The sequence below is a fragment of the Pseudomonas sp. TH49 genome, assembly GCF_016650625.1.
GTDB classification, from domain to species: Bacteria; Pseudomonadota; Gammaproteobacteria; order Pseudomonadales; family Pseudomonadaceae; genus Aquipseudomonas; species Aquipseudomonas fluorescens_H.
On sequence record NZ_JAEKFL010000001.1, the window covers coordinates 401282 to 419329 of the forward strand.

The window sequence follows — 18048 nt, forward strand, 5'->3', positions numbered from 1 at the left end:
TCAGGCTGCAGCCTTGGCAGATTCCTTCAGCAACTGAGCAACACGCTCAGAAGGCTGTGCACCAACGCTCAGCCAGTAGGCTACGCGCTCTTGGTTCACGGACAGACGGATTTCCTGACCACGGGCAACAGGGTTGAAGAAGCCAACCTGTTCTTTGTGGGAGCCGTCACGCGGGTTACGCGAGTCGGTTACGGTCAGGTGGTAAAACGGGCGCTTTTTGGAGCCGCCAAGGGCAAGACGGATTGTTAGCATGTGAACATCGTTCCTGTAGTCGGTGCTGCAAATCTAAATGCACAGCGGGCATGGGTGCCCGAAAGGCCGCATATTCTAAGGAATATCCGGACTTTTGCAAATGACTTTTTCCGGCGCCTATGGCATGCCGTGCGGATTTGCATATAGAGCCGTCGATGAAAACGGCCAGTCAGCTCCCGCCGAGTGCGGGTTTGCTGTTGATCCTGCGTCCTTGCAGGGTCTGCGCCGGTGCGACGACCGGCGAAGTCTTAGTGTCCTGAATCACATTTTCGGCATGCCGCCGCCGGGCAACATACCGCCCATGCCGCGCATCATTTTCGCCATTCCGCCTTTGGCGGTGAATTTCTTCATCATCTTCTGCATCTGCTTGTGCTGCTTGATCAAGCGGCCGATGTCCTGCACCTGAGTGCCGGAACCCATGGCGATCCGGCGCTTGCGCGAACCGCTGATCAGCTCAGGGTCGCGGCGCTCGGCCGGGGTCATGGAGTTGATGATGGCTTCCATCTGCTTGAACTGCTTCTCTGCCGCGTTCTGGGCATTGCCCATCTGCGACAGGTTGACGCCGCCGATGCTCGGCAGTTTGTCCATGAGCCCGCCGAGGCCGCCCATGTTCTTCATCTGTTGCAGCTGATCGCGGAAGTCTTCGAGGTCGAAGCCCTTGCCCTTCTTCAGCTTCTTGGCCAGTTTGTCAGCCTTGTCCTTGTCGAGGGTCGCTTCAGCCTGTTCGATCAGGCTGAGCACGTCGCCCATGCCGAGGATCCGCGAAGCGATACGCTCAGGGTGGAACGGATCGAGCGCTTCGCTCTTCTCGCCCATACCGATGAACTTGATCGGCTTGCCGGTGATCGCGCGTACCGACAGTGCGGCACCGCCACGGGCATCGCCGTCGACCTTGGTCAGGATCACGCCGGTCAGCGGCAGCGCATCACCGAAGGCCTTGGCCGTGTTGGCCGCGTCCTGACCGGTCATGGCGTCGACCACGAACAGGGTTTCAACCGGGTTGATCGCGGCGTGCAGCGCCTTGATCTCGCCCATCATCTCTTCGTCGATGTGCAGACGACCGGCGGTATCGACGATGACCACGTCGATGAATTTCAGTTTTGCTTCTTTAATAGCAGCGGTCGCGATGTCGACCGGCTTCTGGCTCAGGTCGGACGGGAAGAACGTCACGCCGATGTCGTTGGCCAGGGTTTCCAGCTGTTTGATAGCCGCAGGACGGTAGATGTCCGCCGACACGACCATCACCGACTTCTTCTTGCGCTCCTTGAGGAAGCGCGCGAGTTTGCCGGCGGTGGTGGTTTTACCGGCACCCTGCAGACCGGCCATCAGAATGACGGCGGGCGGCACGGCGCTCAGGTTCAAATCTTCGTTGGCCGCGCCCATCAGGCTTTCGAGTTCGGCCTGGACGATCTTCACGAACGCCTGGCCCGGCGTCAGGCTGCGCGACACCTCGGTGCCGACAGCGCGCTCCTTGACCGAATTGACGAAGTCCTTGACCACCGGCAGGGCGACGTCGGCTTCGAGCAACGCCATGCGCACTTCGCGCAGGGTGTCTTTGATATTGTCTTCAGTCAGCTTCGCCTTGCCGGTGACATGGCGCAGCGTCTGCGAGAGACGGTCGGTTAAGTTTTCAAACATTGCGCGATCCTTTCAGGCCCTGTGTAGACCGGGATAATGGCGGCCCAGACCGGATTCAACATGTGCTCGGCGAGCCTGCGGCGTGGGCAGGTCGCGGATTATAGCGAAGACTGCGTCGGGCGGACACCTCGCACTTTCGTGGTGTGGCGGTTCTATGCCAAACTCAGCGCCTTTCGGGCCTGCCTAACAGGATTTATGCTCCCCTTGTCACCCAGTTTGCTGACCACGCTCGCCGCCGCTCTCCTTTATGCCGCTGCGACCCTTTATCAAGGCACCCGCCTGGCCTCCGGCGCCAAGGCGAACAAGCGCCTGCTGGTTACGCTCGGCATCTTCGCCGTGCTCGCCCACAGCGCCAGCCTGCTCACTCACCTGCTGACGCCGATCGGCCTGGGCCTGGACTTCTTCAGCGCCGCCAGCCTGATTGCCGCGGCCGTCATCGCTCTGACGCTGCTGGCCTGCTCGCGGATCCCGGTGGAAAACCTTTTGGTGCTGCTGTTTCCGCTCGGCGCGGCCACGGTGCTGCTGGCCCAGTTCGCGCCGGCCGGCACGGTGCAGATCATCGACGAAGAACCCGGCATCCTCGCCCACATCCTGCTGTCGATCCTCGCCTACGGCATGTTCACCATCGCGGTGTTCCAGGCCTTGTTGCTGCTGGTGCAGGATCACCAGCTCAAGCACAAGCACCCGTCGGGCCTGATCAAGAACTTCCCGCCCCTGCAAACCATGGAAAGCCTGTTGTTCGGCTTCCTCTGGGCTGGCTGGACGCTGCTGTCGCTGTCGCTGATCTCCGGCTGGCTGTTCGTCGAGAACCTGTTCGCCCAGCATCTGGTGCACAAGACCTTGCTGGCGTGCCTGGCCTGGATCGTGTTCAGCGTGCTGCTGTGGGGCCGCAATCGCCTCGGCTGGCGTGGCCACAAGGCGATTCGCTGGACTCTCGCCGGTTTCTGCCTGCTGATGTTGGCGTATTTCGGCAGCAAACTGGTTCGTGAATACATCCTGCACATCTGACGGGCGGCATAAATGGACGGTTTGCCCATAGGGCCGATGCTCGCGGTATTTGTCCTGCTGATTTTATGGTCGGGGCTGTTTACTGCCGTCGAAGTCGCTCAGCAGCACCTGCTGGCGCAACGCACGGCCTCGCGTGCCAGCGACAAGCCGCTGGCGAAGCTGAGCTTTCCGCTCGACAGCCTGATCCTGTGCAACACCCTTTGCCGAGCGCTCGCGGTGATCATCGCCACACTGTTGGCGATCTTTCTTTGCGAAGAGAACGGCCCTTGGGCTGCCTGCCTGGGCGCCGGCGCCGTGTTGCTGGTGTTTGCCGATTACTTTCCGCGCAGCGTAGCCCAGCGTTATCCCGATGCGGTGCTGTCGTTCGGCAATACCCTGCTGACCGTTCCACTGAAAATCCTTTACCCGCTGGCCTGGCTGCTGAGCAGCCTCAGCGGTTGGCTGCTGCGCCCCTTCGCGCGCAAGCCCCAAGTGGTCCAGCAGAGCGAAGACGAAGATCCCGCTGAGCACAACGACGACCCGGAACACCCGTCTCGCACACACCCGGTTTCGGGAATCCACGCGCTGGACAACATCACAGTCAACGACATTCTGGTGCCGCGCAGCGATGTCGACGGTATCAACCTTGACGACTCGATCGAAGAGATCATCGAACTACTGCGCCAGAACAAGCGCACACGCCTGCCGGTGTTCCACAGCGACATCAACCAGGTCGAAGCGGTGCTCAACACCCGGCAGATCCGCCATCTGCTCAACGATGGCAACCTGACCCGCGAAGCGCTGCTGGCCGCCAGCTACGAACCGTATTTCGTCCCGGAAAGCACCCCGCTGCAACTGCAACTGCTGAACTTCCACAAGCAGCAGCGCCGGCTGGGCATGGTGGTGGACGAGTACGGCGAAGTGCTGGGCATCGTGACTCTGGAAGACATTCTCGAAGAGATCGTCGGCGAATTCGAAAGCGAGCACAGCCTCGACAACCCGCACATCCATCCGCAGCCCGACGGGCGCATGGTGATCGACGGCACCGCGTCGATCCGCGAGTTGAACAAATGCCTGGGCTGGCATTTGCCGAGCGACGGGCCGAAGACCCTTAACGGCCTGGTGACCGAAGCACTGGAGACCATTCCCGACAGCGCGGTGTGCCTCAAGATCGGCCGCTATCGGCTGGAAATTCTCGAGACCGAAGACAACCGGGTGAGCAAGGTGTTGATCTGGCATACGACCTCGGTGCCCGCCAAGATCTGAGCGCTGTTGTGGCGAGGGAGCTTGCTCCCGCTGGGTTGCGTAGCGCCCCACCCTCTTGGCGGCCGCTGCGCGCCCGAGCGGGAGCAAGCTCCCTCGCCACAGAAAGCCCACCGGCTGCGACCCTTTGCTCTTGTTTGATTGTTAGCCCCCTTCCTATAATCGAGCCGCTTACCCAAGCGCCGCCGAGCCCTGTGCTTACCCCGCACGCCAACGGTTACGGTAATTTTCCGCACCACCCCGACGACTGTTCCTACTCGAAACAGCGCTCGCGCCTGATCCCACATCCCTGGGTGTTCGACCATAATAATTCGCTCCAACGGAGCTCATGACTGTCAGGGATCACCGCATGACGACCAGTACCGCTTACCGCGACACCGCGCCTGCCCAACCGACCAACTCCGCCACCCGCGTGGCGACGGCGAGCTTCATCGGCACCGCCATCGAGTTCTACGACTTCTACGTCTACGCCACTGCCGCCGCACTGGTGATCGGGCCGGTGTTCTTTCCGCAGACGTCCGGCACCGCGCAGATGCTTTCGGCGTTTCTCACCTTCGGCATCGCCTTCCTCGCCCGCCCGCTGGGTTCGGCGCTGTTCGGCCATTTCGGTGACCGCATCGGGCGCAAATCGACACTGGTCGCCTCGCTACTTCTGATGGGCGTGTGCACCACGCTGATCGGCGTGCTGCCGGGTTACGACAGCATTGGCGCCTGGGCACCGATTCTGCTGTGCGTGCTGCGTTTCGGTCAGGGGCTGGGATTGGGTGGTGAATGGGGTGGCGCGGCGTTGCTGGCCACGGAGAATGCGCCCAAGGGCAAACGGGCGTGGTTCGGCATGTTTCCGCAGCTTGGCCCGTCGATCGGTTTTCTCGCGGCGAACGGGCTGTTCCTGACCCTGGCCATGACCCTCAACGACGAGCAGTTCCGCAGCTGGGGCTGGCGGATTCCGTTTCTGCTCAGTGCGGTACTGGTGATGGTCGGCCTGTACGTGCGCCTGAAACTCCACGAAACCCCGGTATTCGCCAACGCCATTGCCCGTCAGGAACGAGTGAAAGTGCCGCTGGTCGAGCTGTTCAGCCAGTACTGGGCGCCAACCCTGCTCGGCGCGGCGGCGATGGTGGTGTGTTATGCGCTGTTTTACATCTCGACGGTATTTTCCCTGAGCTACGGCGTATCCACACTGGGATACAGCCGGGAGACGTTCCTTGGACTGCTGTGTTTTGCCGTGCTGTTCATGGCCGCGGCAACGCCATTGTCCGCCTGGGCCAGCGACCGTTACGGGCGCAAACCGGTGCTGATCGTCGGTGGTGTGCTGGCGATCCTGTCCGGATTCCTGATGGAGCCGCTACTGACGCAAGGTTCGACCTGGGGCGTGGCGCTGTTCCTGTGCATCGAGCTGTTCTTGATGGGAGTGACGTTTGCCCCGATGGGCGCGCTGCTGCCGGAACTGTTTCCGACGCACGTGCGCTATACCGGCGCATCGGCGGCCTACAACCTGGGCGGCATCGTCGGCGCCTCGGCCGCCCCGTTCTTCGCGCAGAAACTGGTGGCGATGGGGGGTTTGAATTATGTCGGCGGGTATGTGTCGGCGGCAGCGGTGCTCAGCCTGATTGCTGTGCTGTGCCTGAAGGAAACACGCAATAACGATCTGAATCAGGTTGCCTGACGGAAGATCAAAAGCTTCGCGAGCAAGCTCGCTCCCACAATTGGTTTTGTGTACGCCACAGATCCAATGTGGGAGCGGGCTTGCTCGCGAATGCCGCGCCTCGGTTTACAGCTCTACAACAACAGCCTGAGCAGCACGGGTCGCCTTGGCACGCGCAGCTTCGATCGACTCATCCCGCGCCAACGCCACGCCCATCCGGCGCTGACCATTGACTTCAGGCTTGCCGAACAGACGCAATGCCGTATCCGGCTCGCTCAACGCAGCGCCCAGGTTGGCGAACGCGGTCTGGGTCGACTGACCTTCCACCAGAATCACTGCCGAAGCCGAAGGGCCGAACTGACGGATCAGTGGCACCGGCAGACCGAGAATGGCGCGCGCGTGCAGGGCGAACTGCGACAGATCCTGAGAAATCAGGGTCACCAGACCGGTGTCATGCGGACGCGGCGAGACTTCGCTGAACCACACCTGATCGCCCTTGATGAACAGTTCGACGCCGAACAGACCGCGACCGCCCAAAGCCTCGGTCACAGCTTTGGCCACGCGCTCGGACTCAGCCAGGGCAATCGGGCTCATGGCCTGCGGCTGCCAGGACTCCTGATAGTCGCCCTTCTCCTGACGGTGACCGACTGGTGCGCAGAACGTAGTGCCGCCGATGTGGCGCACGGTCAGCAGAGTGATTTCGTAGTCGAAATCGATGAAGCCTTCGATGATCACCCGACCTTTGCCGGCGCGACCGCCCTCCTGCGCGTAATCCCAGGCTTTCTGCACGTCATCAGCGCTGCGCAGCAGGCTCTGACCTTTGCCCGACGAGCTCATGACCGGTTTCACCACGCACGGGAAACCCAGGTCCTGAACGGCTTTGCTGTAGTCCTCGAAGGTATCGGCAAAGTGGTACGGCGAGGTCGGCAGGTCCAGCTCTTCAGCGGCCAGACGACGGATGCCTTCGCGGTTCATGGTCAGTTGCGCGGCGCGCGCGGTAGGAATCACGGTGAAACCTTCGGCTTCCAGTTCGACCAGCGTGGCGGTGGCGATGGCTTCGATTTCCGGCACGATGAAGTGCGGCTTCTCGGCTTCGATGACGGCACGCAAGGCCGCGCCGTCGAGCATGTTGATCACGTGGCTGCGGTGCGCAACCTGCATCGCCGGCGCGTTGGCGTAACGGTCGACGGCAATCACTTCAACGCCCAGGCGTTGCAGCTCGATCACCACTTCCTTGCCCAACTCACCACAGCCACACAGCAATACGCGGGTCGCGGTTGGCGACAATGGAGTTCCGATACGGGTCATCTCAGGTCCTCAAAGAAGCGGATCATCGAGGAAAGCAACGCCAGACGCGCTTTCCATGGGGAGAAAGCGCGGCATTTTACATGAACCGGAGGGTTTGGCTTAGCTGGCGACAGCCTGTTTGCGCTCGCGCCAGGCCATGATCAGCCAAACGGCAGTGACGCCAGCGAACTTCGAGACCAATGCGGTGATGATCACCGGTGGCGTCATCAGGTCGATCATGCCGAAAAAGATGAAGGTATCGAGGGGAATGCTCAGTGCCGAACTGATCCACAAGCGGTCACGCAACGGGCGTTTGGTGACGCTGAACACCAGCCAGTCGATGCACTCGGAGATCGCGAACGCGGTGGCGCTGGCCAGGGCGATCGACGGATCAGAGGTGACGTAGGACAGCACCAGCGCCGCCAGCATCGCCACGATGGCGCCGTGGCCGAAACGGGTTTGCACCATGTCGCGCAACACGAACACCAACCCGCCCCAGGCCGACCAGATGATGTCCAGGTGCGGCGCGGTGGAGAAAGCGAAGTTGATCAGCACGACGCTGCTGATGTAGGCGATGAGGAAAATCATGGGGGCGACCTGTCAAATTGGCGCACAGGTTACTTGAGGCAGAGAGTTCGGCCAAGTCGATCGAAAATTGTATACACCCGTAATGGCAAGCGGCTTACCTGTGGCGAGGGAGCTTGCTCCCGCTGGGCTGCGCAGCAGTCCCTGCTTTCAAGAGCAAAAGAAGGGCCGCTTCGCGACCCAGCGGGAGCAAGCTCCCTCGCCACAAAAGCACTTCAACCAATATCTCAGCGCTTGGCCGGGATCATCCACACCAACCCGCTCGCCTTCGCCCGCTCATGGCACAACCCGAGCACCGTCCGCCGCTCATCGTTGGTCATCCGCCCCCAGCGTGTGATCTCCGCGACCGTACGCTGGCAGCCGGTGCAAATATCGTCCTCATCCAGTGCGCAGATATTCACGCACGGCGAGGCAACGGGTCTTTCAGGCGTGTTCATTCTTCCTGCTCTACCAGGTCACGCGCATAGCGCTGCGAGTTGTGCACATAGTGCGCGGCGCTGGCTTCGAGCATTTTCTTCTGCGGCTCGGTGAGTTCACGCACGACCTTGCCCGGCGAGCCCATCACCAGCGAGCCATCGGGAATTTCCTTGCCTTCGCCGATCAGCGAATTGGCGCCGATGATGCAGTTCTTGCCGATTTTCGCGCCGTTGAGGATCACCGCGTTGATGCCGATCAGGCTGTAGTCGCCGACGGTGCAGCCATGCAGCATGGCGTTATGACCGATGGTCACGCCGGTGCCGATGGTCAGCGGATAGCCCATATCGGTGTGCATCACGGTGCCATCCTGAACGTTGCTGTTCTTGCCGATCAGGATCAGTTCGTTGTCACCGCGCAGTACGGCGTTGAACCAGACGTTGGCGCCCTCTTCAAGTTTGACCTTGCCCACCAGCACGGCATTGGGCGCTACCCAGCTCTGTGGATGGGTGTCGACGCGGGCGTCGCCCAGGCGGTATTTCATCTTGTTTTCCTCAGGGCTCACGAACGGGCCATTCGAGCGATGGCTTCAGGTATTGATAAAACTTTTGGGCGGGTGATGCAGGCTGATCTGTTCGTCATAGAGCAGATTGATCAGCTCGACGATCATGATAGCCGTCAACCCCCAGATCTTGAACTCGCCGTACCGATAACTCGGCACGTACCAGCTGCGACCCTGGTAATCGATACGATGCGTGTGTTCGCGCGGGTCTTTGCGGAAGAACTCCAGCGGCACGTTGAATACTGCGGCAATCTCGGCATCGTTGGCCTGGTATTCGACAAAGTCCGGGATCACCCCGACATACGGCGTGACCTTGATGCCATGCAGGGAGATCAGCGGGCTGAGCGGGCCGATGACCTCGACCAGCCCCGGTGGCAGGCCGATTTCTTCCTCGGCTTCGCGCAGGGCGGTAAAAATCAGGTCAGGGTCTTCCGGGTCACGGCGCCCGCCGGGGAAGGCGACTTCGCCGCCATGGGTCGAAAGGCCGCTGGCGCGCAGGGTCAGTACCAGCTCGGGCTCGTCACTGCGGGTGATCGGCACCAGAACAGCGGCCTCGGGGAAACGTTTATCGGTCTCCAGCGTGCGCGGTGTGTGGTTGCTTACCCTATGCAGTAGCTCGTCCAGCATGAGTGTTCTCGATCTGTGCCTTACCCTGCATCATGCACCAATCATGGCAGCCGCCCAAGCCCCTCGCCGGGCCATGTCGCGAAACGACAACTTGCCGACCGGCACCGCTGCACGCCAAGATAGGCGCAGCATTCAGGAACCCCAGCATGAAATTTTGCAGCCAGTGCGGCAACCCGGTGACCCAGCGCATTCCCGAAGGCGATTCGCGGCTGCGATTTGTCTGTGACAGTTGTCAGACCATTCACTATCAAAACCCCAATATCGTCGCCGGTTGCGTTGCGACCTGGGGCCGCCAAGTGTTGCTCTGCCGCCGCGCCATCGAGCCCCGTCTCGGCTACTGGACGCTACCCGCCGGTTTCATGGAAAACGGCGAGACCATCGAGCAGGCCGCGATCCGCGAAACCGCCGAGGAAGCCTGCGCCCGGGTGCGCAACCTGAGCATCTATACGCTGATCGATGTGCCACACATCAGCCAGGTGCACGTGTTCTTCCGTGCCGAACTGGCCGATCTGGACTTTGCCGCCGGCCCCGAGAGCCTCGAAGTGCAACTATTCGACGAAGCCGACATCCCGTGGGACGAGCTGGCTTTTCGCACGGTGGGGCGTACCTTAGAATGCTTCTTCGCTGATCGCCGCCGCGAGACCTATCCGGTTCGCTCCGAATCGATTCCGCCGCTGGCCCAGCCCGCCATCACCTGAAAACATCTACAAATAAAATATCTGCATCACTCCTGGGGAATCGTTTCAATGCGCTGGTTGCTTGCCCTGCTCTGCCTGTCGTTCGTCACCGTGTCCCAAGCGTCATTCGTGACCACCGTGACGCCATCGAATAGCCCCCGGATCGACAAAATACTGGTGTTCAAATCGGCGCATCAACTGCAATTGATCTCCGACGGCAAGCCACTCAAGACCTATCGCATCTCCCTGGGCAAGGGCGCGAAGAAAGGTCCGAAACTGATTGAGGGCGACAAACGCACCCCGGAAGGTCTGTACTGGATCGACTGGCGCAAGGTCAGCGAAAAATTCAACCTGGCGATGCACATTTCCTACCCGAACATCAGCGATTCGGCCCGCGCCCGCCGCGAAGGCGTCGAGCCTGGCGGGATGATCATGATCCACGGCACGCCCGACACCGAGGACACGCCCGAAGACCTGTTCCACACCCTGGACTGGACCGACGGTTGCATCGCCATGCGCAACATGGACATGCGTGAAGTCTGGGGCCTGGTGCCGGACGGCACGATGATCGAAATCCGCCCTTAGGCTGACCGAAAACCTGTGATGAGGGAGCTTGCTCCCTCGCCACAAAGTGCTGATCCAGCCGTTACCGTCGGTCGGCGTTAAAAAATAAATCAAAAGATCGCAGCCTGCGGCAGCGCCTACAGGGTTGATACCACTTCCCACTGTAGGAGCTGCCGCAGGCTGCGATCTTTTGCTTTCTGCATTCCACCTCTAATACCACTTCAATACATCACACCCGAAACCCGCCATTTCATTGGCCTACAGGCCAATTCCCTGCGTTGACATGGTATTCAAGTGGTATTAATTTCCGCCCCACAAGCGAGCAACAACAATCCTACACTCGCGTCGGAAATGACCTACATGAACGACCTCCAGGCCCTACGCCCAGATGACTCCCAGCCGACACCGCTGTACCTGCAGCTGGCGCGTAATCTGGAATCGGCGATCCATTCCGGGCAGTGGAAGGCCGAGCAGGCGATGCCGTCCGAGCGCAACCTCAGCGAGCAACTGGGTATCTCCCGGGTCACCGCCCGCAAGGCGCTGGAAGTGCTGCTTGATCAAGGTCTGATCCGCCGCCTGCAAGGTTCCGGCACCTTCATCACGCCCCGTCTGGAACAACCACTGTCGCGCCTCTCGGGCTTCAGCGAAATGCTCCGCCTCAAGGGTTTCGTGCCCAGCTCGCAGTGGCTGGAGCGCGAAATCACCCTGCCGACTCACGAAGAACTGATCCGCCTGAGCCTGTCGCCGAACGACAAGGTGGCGCGCATGAAACGCCTGCGCAAGGCCGACGACACCGTAATGGCCATCGAGATGAGCACCCTGCCCGCCTCGATCATGCCCAAACCGCAATTGGTCGGCGATTCGCTCTACGAATACCTCGACGGCATCGGCAAACCGATCGTCCGCGCCCTGCAGCACATCCAGGCGATCAACGCCTCGGACGAGTTCGCCGCGCTGGTCGGCATCGCCCCCGGTACCGCCATGCTGCTGATGACCCGGGTCGGCTATCTGGAAGACAACACGCCGATCGAAGTCACCGACACCTATTGCCGCAACGACTACTACGACTTTGTTGCAGAGCTGCGCCGCTAACCGGGCGAAGCCGTCAAACAGCGAGAACCGAAATGTCCGAAGACAACATCCTCACCGCTCACGGCTGGGTTCGCGGCCGGCTGATCCACGAACACGGCAAAGTCGTGTCGATCGAAGGCGTGCCCTGCGATCCGGCCGACAATGACCTGCCGTATCTGCTGCCGGGTTTCATCGACCTGCACGTCCACGGCGGTGGCGGCAAAGACATCATGGAAGGCGCCAGTGCCTTTGAGACCATCACCAAAACCCACGTGCGCTTCGGCACCACTTCGCTGCTGGCCACCACCATGACCGCGCCGAGCGCCGAGATCTCCAGCGTGCTGAAAGAGGTCGGCGAGTTCTGCGAACAGCGTCCGCAAGGCGCCGCCCGGGTACTCGGTGTGCATCTCGAAGGCCCGTACATCAACCCCGGCAAACTCGGCGCGCAACCGAACTTCGCCCACACCGCGTTGATGGCCGAAGTCGAGGAATACCTGGCGCTGGCGCCGATCCGGGTGATCACCATCGCCCCGGAAATCGCCGGCCACGACGGGTTGATCCGCGAACTCAGCAACCGCGGCATTCGCATGCAGATCGGCCACACCCTCGGCAGTTACGAGGAAGGCGTCGCCGCTCTGGAGGCTGGCGCGACCAGTTTCACTCACTTGTACAACGCCATGAGCCCGCTGCATCACCGCGAGCCGGGCATCGTCGGCGCCGCGTTGGCTCACGCCAAATTCGCCGAGCTGATCCCGGATCTGCTGCACGTGCACCCCGGCGCGATCCGCGTGGCCCTGCGATCGATCCCATGCCTGTATTGCGTCACCGATTCGACCGCGGCCGCCGGCATGCCCGACGGTGAATACAAGCTCGGCAGCCACACCGTGACCAAATGCCTGGGCGGCGTGCGCCTGCCAGATGGCACGTTGGCCGGCAGCACCCTGACCATGGATCAGGCCCTGCGCAACCTGGTGAAGATCGGTTTGCCGATCAGCGAGGCCTCGCAGCGTCTGTCGCAATTTCCCGCCGACTACCTCGGCATCACTGAACGCGGGCGCCTGCAACCGGGTGCCTGGGCCGACTGCGTGCGGCTGGATCGCTCACTCACACTGACCGCCGTCATGGTCGAAGGAGAAGACATTGACTTCAAAAATGCTTGAAGAGGCGCTGTCCTCGTTCGAGGCCGTGCAAGCCCAACTGCAACAGCTCGACCCGCAAATGATCGAGATCGCCGGGCGCCTGCGCCGTCAGCCGCCACAAGTGGCGATGACCGTCGCGCGCGGCAGCTCCGACCACGCGGCGAGCTACTTCGCTTACCTGACCATGCAGCAACTGGGTGTGCCGGTGGCGTCGTTGCCGATGTCGGTGGTGACCATGCAGCAGGCGCCGCTGAAGGTCAGCGGTCAGGTGGCGTTCGCGTTCTCGCAATCGGGGCAGAGCCCGGACCTGGTTAACAGCCTGCGTCTGTTGCGCAAGCGTGGCGCCCTTAGTGTGTCGATGGTCAACGCTGCCGATTCGCCGTTGGAAGCCGCATGTGAATTTAGCCTGCCGCTGCTCGCCGGCACCGAAAGCAGCGTCGCCGCAACCAAGAGTTTTATCGCCACCCTGAGCGCCAGCGCCCGCCTGATCGCGCACTGGAAAGAAGACAGCGAACTGCTGGAAGCGCACAACGCCCTGCCCGAAGGCCTGCGCGAAGCGACGCAGCAGGACTGGAGCGTAGCCATCGACGCGCTGCGCGATTGTGAGCGCCTGATGGTCATCGGCCGTGGTGCCGGTTTTGCCATCGCCCAAGAGGCCGCGCTGAAGTTCAAGGAAACCTCGGCGATCCAGGCTGAAGCCTTCAGCAGCGCCGAAGTCCGTCACGGCCCGATGGCACTGATCGACGAGCATTACCCGCTGCTGGTGTTCGCCCCGCGCGGTGCCGAACAGGCCGGTCTGATCAGCCTTGCGGCAGAGATGCGTCAACGCGGCGCCCGTGTGCTGCTGGCGGCGCCGGACGACATCCTCGAACGCGACCTGACCCTGAGCCGCGCCGAACACCCGGCCCTTGATCCGATTCTGGCGATCCAGAGCTTCTACGTGATGGCCGCCAACCTGGCCGTGGCCCGAGGCATGGACCCGGATCAGCCGCGCCACCTGAGCAAAGTGACGCGTACGCACTAAGTCCGAATGACTGCACACCTGATGAGACCGAGCCATGCACAACAACAATAAAGAGCTGACCCTCAGCGCCCCGCTCAGCGGCCCGGTGCTCACGCTCGCCAAAGTCCCGGACGCGGTGTTCGCCAGCGGCGCGATGGGCGACGGCATCGCCATCGATCCGCTGAACGACACCCTGTACTCGCCCTGCGCCGGGGTGATCATCCACGTCGCCCGCACCGGCCACGCACTGACCGTGCGTGCCGACAACGGCGCGGAAATCCTCCTGCACCTGGGCCTCGACACCGTTGAACTGAACGGCGAAGGCTTCTCGATGCTGGTCAAGGAAGGTACGCGGGTCAGCAAGGGCCAACCATTGTTGCGCTACGACCTGGACAAGGTCGGCCAGCAGTGCAAAAGCCTGGTCAGCCTGTTGATCCTGACCAACAGCCAGGACTTCCAGGTGCGCCCGATCACGCTCAAACCGGTAAAGGTCGGCGATCCGTTGCTGCACATCGTTGCGCGCAACAGTTCGGTGGCAAATGCTGAAACGCTGGACGGACCCGAGGTTCACGGTCATGTGCTGGTGGCGCATCGCGGCGGCCTGCATGCACGCCCGGCCGCACTGATTCGGCAGACCGCACAAGGCTTCAAGAGCCAGTCGCAGCTGCACTTCGCTGGTAAGTCGGCGCCGTGCAACAGCCTGATCGGGCTGATGGGACTGGCGGTTGGCGAGCAGGATGAAGTGCAAGTCAGCTGTCAGGGGCCGGACTCCGAAGCCGCGCTGCAAGCCTTGCTCAGCGCATTGGCGACTGCCCTGCCCGAAGACCACCACGCCGCAGCACCGGTCAGCGCCGCACCGCGCAAACGTCCGGCCGAAGCCGGTGTGCTGCACGCTGTGTGCGCGGCGCCGGGACTGGTCGGCGGGCCGCTGTTTCGCCTGAACGCGATCAGCCTGCCGGCAGATGCGGGCAATCATGCTCCGCTTGAGCAACTGCAGAAACTTGAAGCCGCGCTGAATCAGGTTCGCGGCGAAATCAACGCTACCCTCGCCCAAGCGAAAAAGCACAAGAGCACCGACGAAGAAGCGATCTTCGCCGCGCACCTGGCACTGCTCGAAGACCCGGCCCTGCTCGACGCTGCGCTGCATGCTATCGACCAAGGCACGGCGGCGACTCACGCGTGGAGCCAGTCGATCGACGTGCAGTGCGAAGTCCTGCAACACACCGGCAGCGCGCTGCTGGCCGAACGCGCCAACGACCTGCGCGACCTCAAGCAACGCGTCCTGCGCGCCCTGCTCGGTGAAGCCTGGCATTACGACGTGCCGACCGGCGCCATCGTCGCTGCGCATGAACTGACGCCGTCGGATCTGTTGCAACTCAGCGCGCAGGGTGTCGCCGGGTTGTGCATGGCCGAGGGTGGCGCGACGTCGCATGTCGCGATTCTGGCGCGCGGCAAAGGCCTGCCATGCCTGGTGGCGTTGGGCTCGGCTTTGCTCGATCAGCCGCAAGGGCAGTCAGTGGTGCTGGATGCCGATGGCGGCCGCCTCGAACTGACGCCGAACGCCGAACGCCTGACCGAAGTTCAGCAAGCGCAAATCGAGCGCCAGCAACGCCGCGATGCGCAACAAGCCAAAGCCCATCTGCCCGCCGAAACCCGCAATGGCGTGGCGATCGAAGTGGTCGCCAACGTTGCCTCCAGCCATGAAGCGGCGGACGCCTTTGCCAACGGCGCCGATGGCGTCGGCCTGCTGCGCACCGAGTTTCTGTTCGTCGACCGGCAGACCGCGCCGGACATCGAAGAGCAGCGCGCCGCCTATCAAGCTGTGCTTGATGCCATGGGTGAGCACTCGGTGATCATCCGTACCATCGACGTCGGCGGCGACAAGCAACTCGACTACCTGCCGCTGCCCGCCGAAGCCAACCCGGTGCTCGGCTTGCGCGGCATTCGTCTGGCCCAGGCCCGCCCGGAAATCCTCGATCAGCAACTGCGCGCACTGCTACAAGTCAGCCCGCTGCGCCGTTGCCGGATCCTGTTGCCGATGGTCACCGAAGTCGACGAACTGCTGCACATCCGCCAGCGGGTCGATGCGCTGTGCCTGGAACTGGGTATCAGCCAGCGCCCGGAAATCGGCGTGATGATCGAAGTCCCGGCCGCCGCGTTGCAAGCCGAACAACTGGCCGAGCACGCCGACTTCCTGTCGATCGGCACCAACGATCTGTCGCAATACACCCTGGCGATGGACCGCGACCACGCAGGTTTGGCCGCTCGGGTCGATGCCCTGCACCCGGCGCTGCTGCGACTGATCGCCATGACCTGTGCAGGTGCGGCAGTGCACAAGCGCTGGGTCGGCGTCTGCGGTGCCCTCGCCTCCGACCCACTGGCGACGCCGGTGTTGATCGGCCTCGGCGTGACCGAGTTGTCGGTGAGCCCGGTGCAGATCGGTGAAATCAAGGATCGCGTGCGCCAGTTGCACGAGGCCGAATGCCAACGCCTCAGCCTCGACCTGTTGAAACTGAACAGCGCTGCTGCGGTTCGTCACGCCTGCCACCAGCATTGGCCTCTGCACTAACAACAAGCTCTCTATAAAGAGCAGGGAGAACCACCATGTACCAACTCTTCATCGAAGGCCTGCAACGCCTCGGCCGCGCGCTGATGCTGCCGATCGCGATCCTGCCGATTGCCGGCCTGCTGCTGCGTCTGGGTGACACCGACCTGCTGAACATCGCGATCATTCACGATGCCGGGCAAGTGATCTTCGCCAACCTGGCAATGATCTTCGCCATCGGCATCGCGGTCGGGTTCGCCAAGGACAACAACGGCACCGCCGGCCTCGCCGGGGTGATCGGTTACCTGGTGATGATCTCCACCCTCAAAGTGCTCGACCCGAGCATCAACATGGGCATGCTCGCCGGGATCGTCAGCGGCCTGATGGCCGGCGCGCTGTACAACCGATTCAAAGACATCAAGCTGCCGGAGTACCTGGCGTTCTTCGGTGGCCGACGCTTCGTGCCGATCGTCACCGGTTTCGCCGCCGTCGCGCTGGGCGTGGTGTTCGGCTACATCTGGCCGCCGATCCAGCACGGCATCAACAGCTTCGGCACCTTGATGATGGAAAGCGGCAGCTTCGGCGCCTTCGTCTTCGGCGTGTTCAACCGCCTGCTGATCGTCACCGGCCTGCACCACATCCTCAACAACATGGCGTGGTTCGTGTTCGGCAACTTCACCGACCCGACTACCGGCGCACTGGTCACCGGCGACCTGTCACGCTACTTCGCGGGCGATCCAAAGGGCGGCCAGTTCATGACCGGCATGTTCCCGATGATGATCTTCGGCCTGCCCGCCGCGTGCCTGGCGATGTACCGCAATGCGCTGCCGGAGCGGCGCAAGGTGATGGGCGGGATTTTCCTGTCGATGGCCCTGACCTCGTTTTTGACCGGCGTGACCGAGCCAATCGAATTCGCCTTCATGTTTTTGGCACCGCTGCTGTATCTGCTGCATGCGCTGCTGACCGGGTTGTCGATGGCGATCACCAATGCGCTGAACATCCACCTCGGCTTCACCTTCTCCGGCGGCTTCATCGACATGGTGCTCGGTTGGGGGCGCTCGACCAATGGCTGGCTGGTGATTCCGGTCGGGCTGGCGTATGCAGTGGTGTATTACGCGGTGTTTGATTTCTGTATCCGCCGCTTCAATTTGAAGACGCCGGGGCGTGAGGATGTTGCGGCGGCTGACAAGGCTGTTCTCACCGAGAACGAGCGCGCGGCGGCTTACATCAAGGCACTCGGTGGTGCGGAGAATCTGGTGACTGTCGGTGCCTGCACTACCCGGTTGCGTCTGGAAATGGTTGATCGCAACAAGGCTTCCGACGCTGATTTGAAGGCACTGGGTGCGATGGCCGTGGTACGCCCGGGCAAGGGCGGCAGCTTGCAGGTGGTGGTTGGGCCATTGGCCGACAGCATCGCCGACGAAATCCGCCTCGCCATGCCGACGCTGGGGCGTGCGTTGGTGGCTGCGCCTGCGGTGGTGGTCGAGGAATCGAAAGCCGTATTGGTCACGGCACCGGAAGCCCAACAATGGCTGACTGCCTTGGGCGGTAGCGAGAATGTGCTGCAACTGGACTGCATCGCCCTGACCCGCATTCGCCTGCAACTGGCCGATGGTAAAGCGTTGTCCGAGGCGCAGTTGAAAGAGTTGGGTTGCCAGGGTGTCAGCCCGTTGGAAGGTGGAGTCTGGCATTTGTTGATTGGCGAGAAAGCGGCGAGTTTGAGTGGGGCGATTGAGGCGTTGGTTAATCGGAGTGAGGTCAGCGCCAAGGTTTAATCAACACAAAAAAA

Annotated in this window: 17 protein-coding genes; 10 read left to right on the forward strand and 7 right to left on the reverse strand. The window is 62.1% G+C overall.

The window, feature by feature from the left end; genetic code table 11:
• Both rpsP and ffh read right to left on the reverse strand, forming a co-directional pair.
• Positions 1-252, reverse strand: a complete 252-nt coding sequence (gene rpsP, locus JFU48_RS02005) for a 30S ribosomal protein S16 (RefSeq protein WP_003185073.1) — start codon at positions 250-252, stop codon at positions 1-3.
• 261 nt (positions 253-513) lie between these two features.
• Positions 514-1890: a signal recognition particle protein gene (ffh, locus tag JFU48_RS02010; RefSeq protein ID WP_003221977.1), complete on the reverse strand. Its 1377-nt coding sequence runs from the start codon at positions 1888-1890 to the stop codon at positions 514-516.
• 195 nt (positions 1891-2085) lie between these two features.
• On the opposite strand from ffh, the gene JFU48_RS02015 reads away from it, so the two are divergent.
• The 3 genes from JFU48_RS02015 to JFU48_RS02025 all read left to right on the forward strand — a co-directional run bounded on the left by JFU48_RS02015 (position 2086) and on the right by JFU48_RS02025 (position 5806).
• On the forward strand, positions 2086-2898 hold the full coding sequence (locus tag JFU48_RS02015; protein WP_045122309.1) for a cytochrome C assembly family protein: 813 nt from the start codon (positions 2086-2088) through the stop codon (positions 2896-2898).
• Between the two features lie 12 nt (positions 2899-2910).
• Positions 2911-4143 (forward strand): transporter associated domain-containing protein, encoded by a 1233-nt coding sequence (locus JFU48_RS02020; RefSeq protein ID WP_003221972.1) that lies wholly within the window; start codon positions 2911-2913, stop codon positions 4141-4143.
• A gap of 346 nt (positions 4144-4489) precedes the next feature.
• On the forward strand, positions 4490-5806 hold the full coding sequence (locus JFU48_RS02025; RefSeq protein ID WP_201135724.1) for an MFS transporter: 1317 nt from the start codon (positions 4490-4492) through the stop codon (positions 5804-5806).
• A gap of 105 nt (positions 5807-5911) precedes the next feature.
• Here the strand turns inward: JFU48_RS02025 and purT are convergent, their stop codons facing one another.
• The 5 genes from purT to JFU48_RS02050 all read right to left on the reverse strand — a co-directional run bounded on the left by purT (position 5912) and on the right by JFU48_RS02050 (position 9260).
• Complete coding sequence (gene purT, locus JFU48_RS02030; protein WP_003221968.1) at positions 5912-7093, reverse strand: formate-dependent phosphoribosylglycinamide formyltransferase; 1182 nt, start codon at positions 7091-7093, stop codon at positions 5912-5914.
• Between the two features lie 99 nt (positions 7094-7192).
• Complete coding sequence (locus JFU48_RS02035) at positions 7193-7660, reverse strand: hypothetical protein (RefSeq protein WP_003221966.1); 468 nt, start codon at positions 7658-7660, stop codon at positions 7193-7195.
• A gap of 224 nt (positions 7661-7884) precedes the next feature.
• The gene (locus JFU48_RS02040) at positions 7885-8094 is read right to left on the reverse strand and encodes a DUF1289 domain-containing protein (protein WP_201135725.1); all 210 of its coding nucleotides are present in this window, start codon (positions 8092-8094) and stop codon (positions 7885-7887) included.
• On the reverse strand, positions 8091-8615 hold the full coding sequence (locus tag JFU48_RS02045) for a gamma carbonic anhydrase family protein (RefSeq protein WP_003221962.1): 525 nt from the start codon (positions 8613-8615) through the stop codon (positions 8091-8093). Before JFU48_RS02045 ends, JFU48_RS02040 begins: the two co-directional genes overlap by 4 nt.
• A 45-nt stretch (positions 8616-8660) precedes the next feature.
• Positions 8661-9260 carry a CoA pyrophosphatase gene (locus tag JFU48_RS02050; protein ID WP_003221960.1) on the reverse strand — a complete coding sequence of 200 codons (600 nt, stop codon included), beginning with the start codon at positions 9258-9260 and terminating at the stop codon, positions 8661-8663.
• 146 nt (positions 9261-9406) lie between these two features.
• Between JFU48_RS02050 and JFU48_RS02055 the strand changes: the two genes are divergently transcribed.
• The 7 genes from JFU48_RS02055 (at position 9407) to nagE (ending at position 18034) form a co-directional block, all read left to right on the forward strand.
• Positions 9407-9958, forward strand: coding sequence for an NUDIX hydrolase (locus tag JFU48_RS02055; protein WP_201135726.1), 552 nt, complete (start codon positions 9407-9409; stop codon positions 9956-9958).
• Between the two features lie 48 nt (positions 9959-10006).
• Positions 10007-10522 (forward strand): L,D-transpeptidase family protein, encoded by a 516-nt coding sequence (locus JFU48_RS02060; RefSeq protein ID WP_003221956.1) that lies wholly within the window; start codon positions 10007-10009, stop codon positions 10520-10522.
• 339 nt (positions 10523-10861) lie between these two features.
• Positions 10862-11593, forward strand: coding sequence for a GntR family transcriptional regulator (locus tag JFU48_RS02065; protein WP_045122308.1), 732 nt, complete (start codon positions 10862-10864; stop codon positions 11591-11593).
• A 32-nt stretch (positions 11594-11625) separates the two neighbouring features.
• On the forward strand, positions 11626-12732 hold the full coding sequence (gene nagA, locus JFU48_RS02070; protein ID WP_201135727.1) for an N-acetylglucosamine-6-phosphate deacetylase: 1107 nt from the start codon (positions 11626-11628) through the stop codon (positions 12730-12732).
• Positions 12725-13735, forward strand: coding sequence for an SIS domain-containing protein (locus JFU48_RS02075; RefSeq protein WP_201137046.1), 1011 nt, complete (start codon positions 12725-12727; stop codon positions 13733-13735). The genes nagA and JFU48_RS02075 overlap by 8 nt, the downstream gene beginning before the upstream one ends.
• A gap of 34 nt (positions 13736-13769) precedes the next feature.
• Complete coding sequence (gene ptsP, locus JFU48_RS02080) at positions 13770-16283, forward strand: phosphoenolpyruvate--protein phosphotransferase (protein WP_201135728.1); 2514 nt, start codon at positions 13770-13772, stop codon at positions 16281-16283.
• Between the two features lie 35 nt (positions 16284-16318).
• The gene (gene nagE, locus JFU48_RS02085; RefSeq protein WP_201135729.1) at positions 16319-18034 is read left to right on the forward strand and encodes an N-acetylglucosamine-specific PTS transporter subunit IIBC; all 1716 of its coding nucleotides are present in this window, start codon (positions 16319-16321) and stop codon (positions 18032-18034) included.
• Positions 18035-18048: the final 14 nt, after the last annotated feature.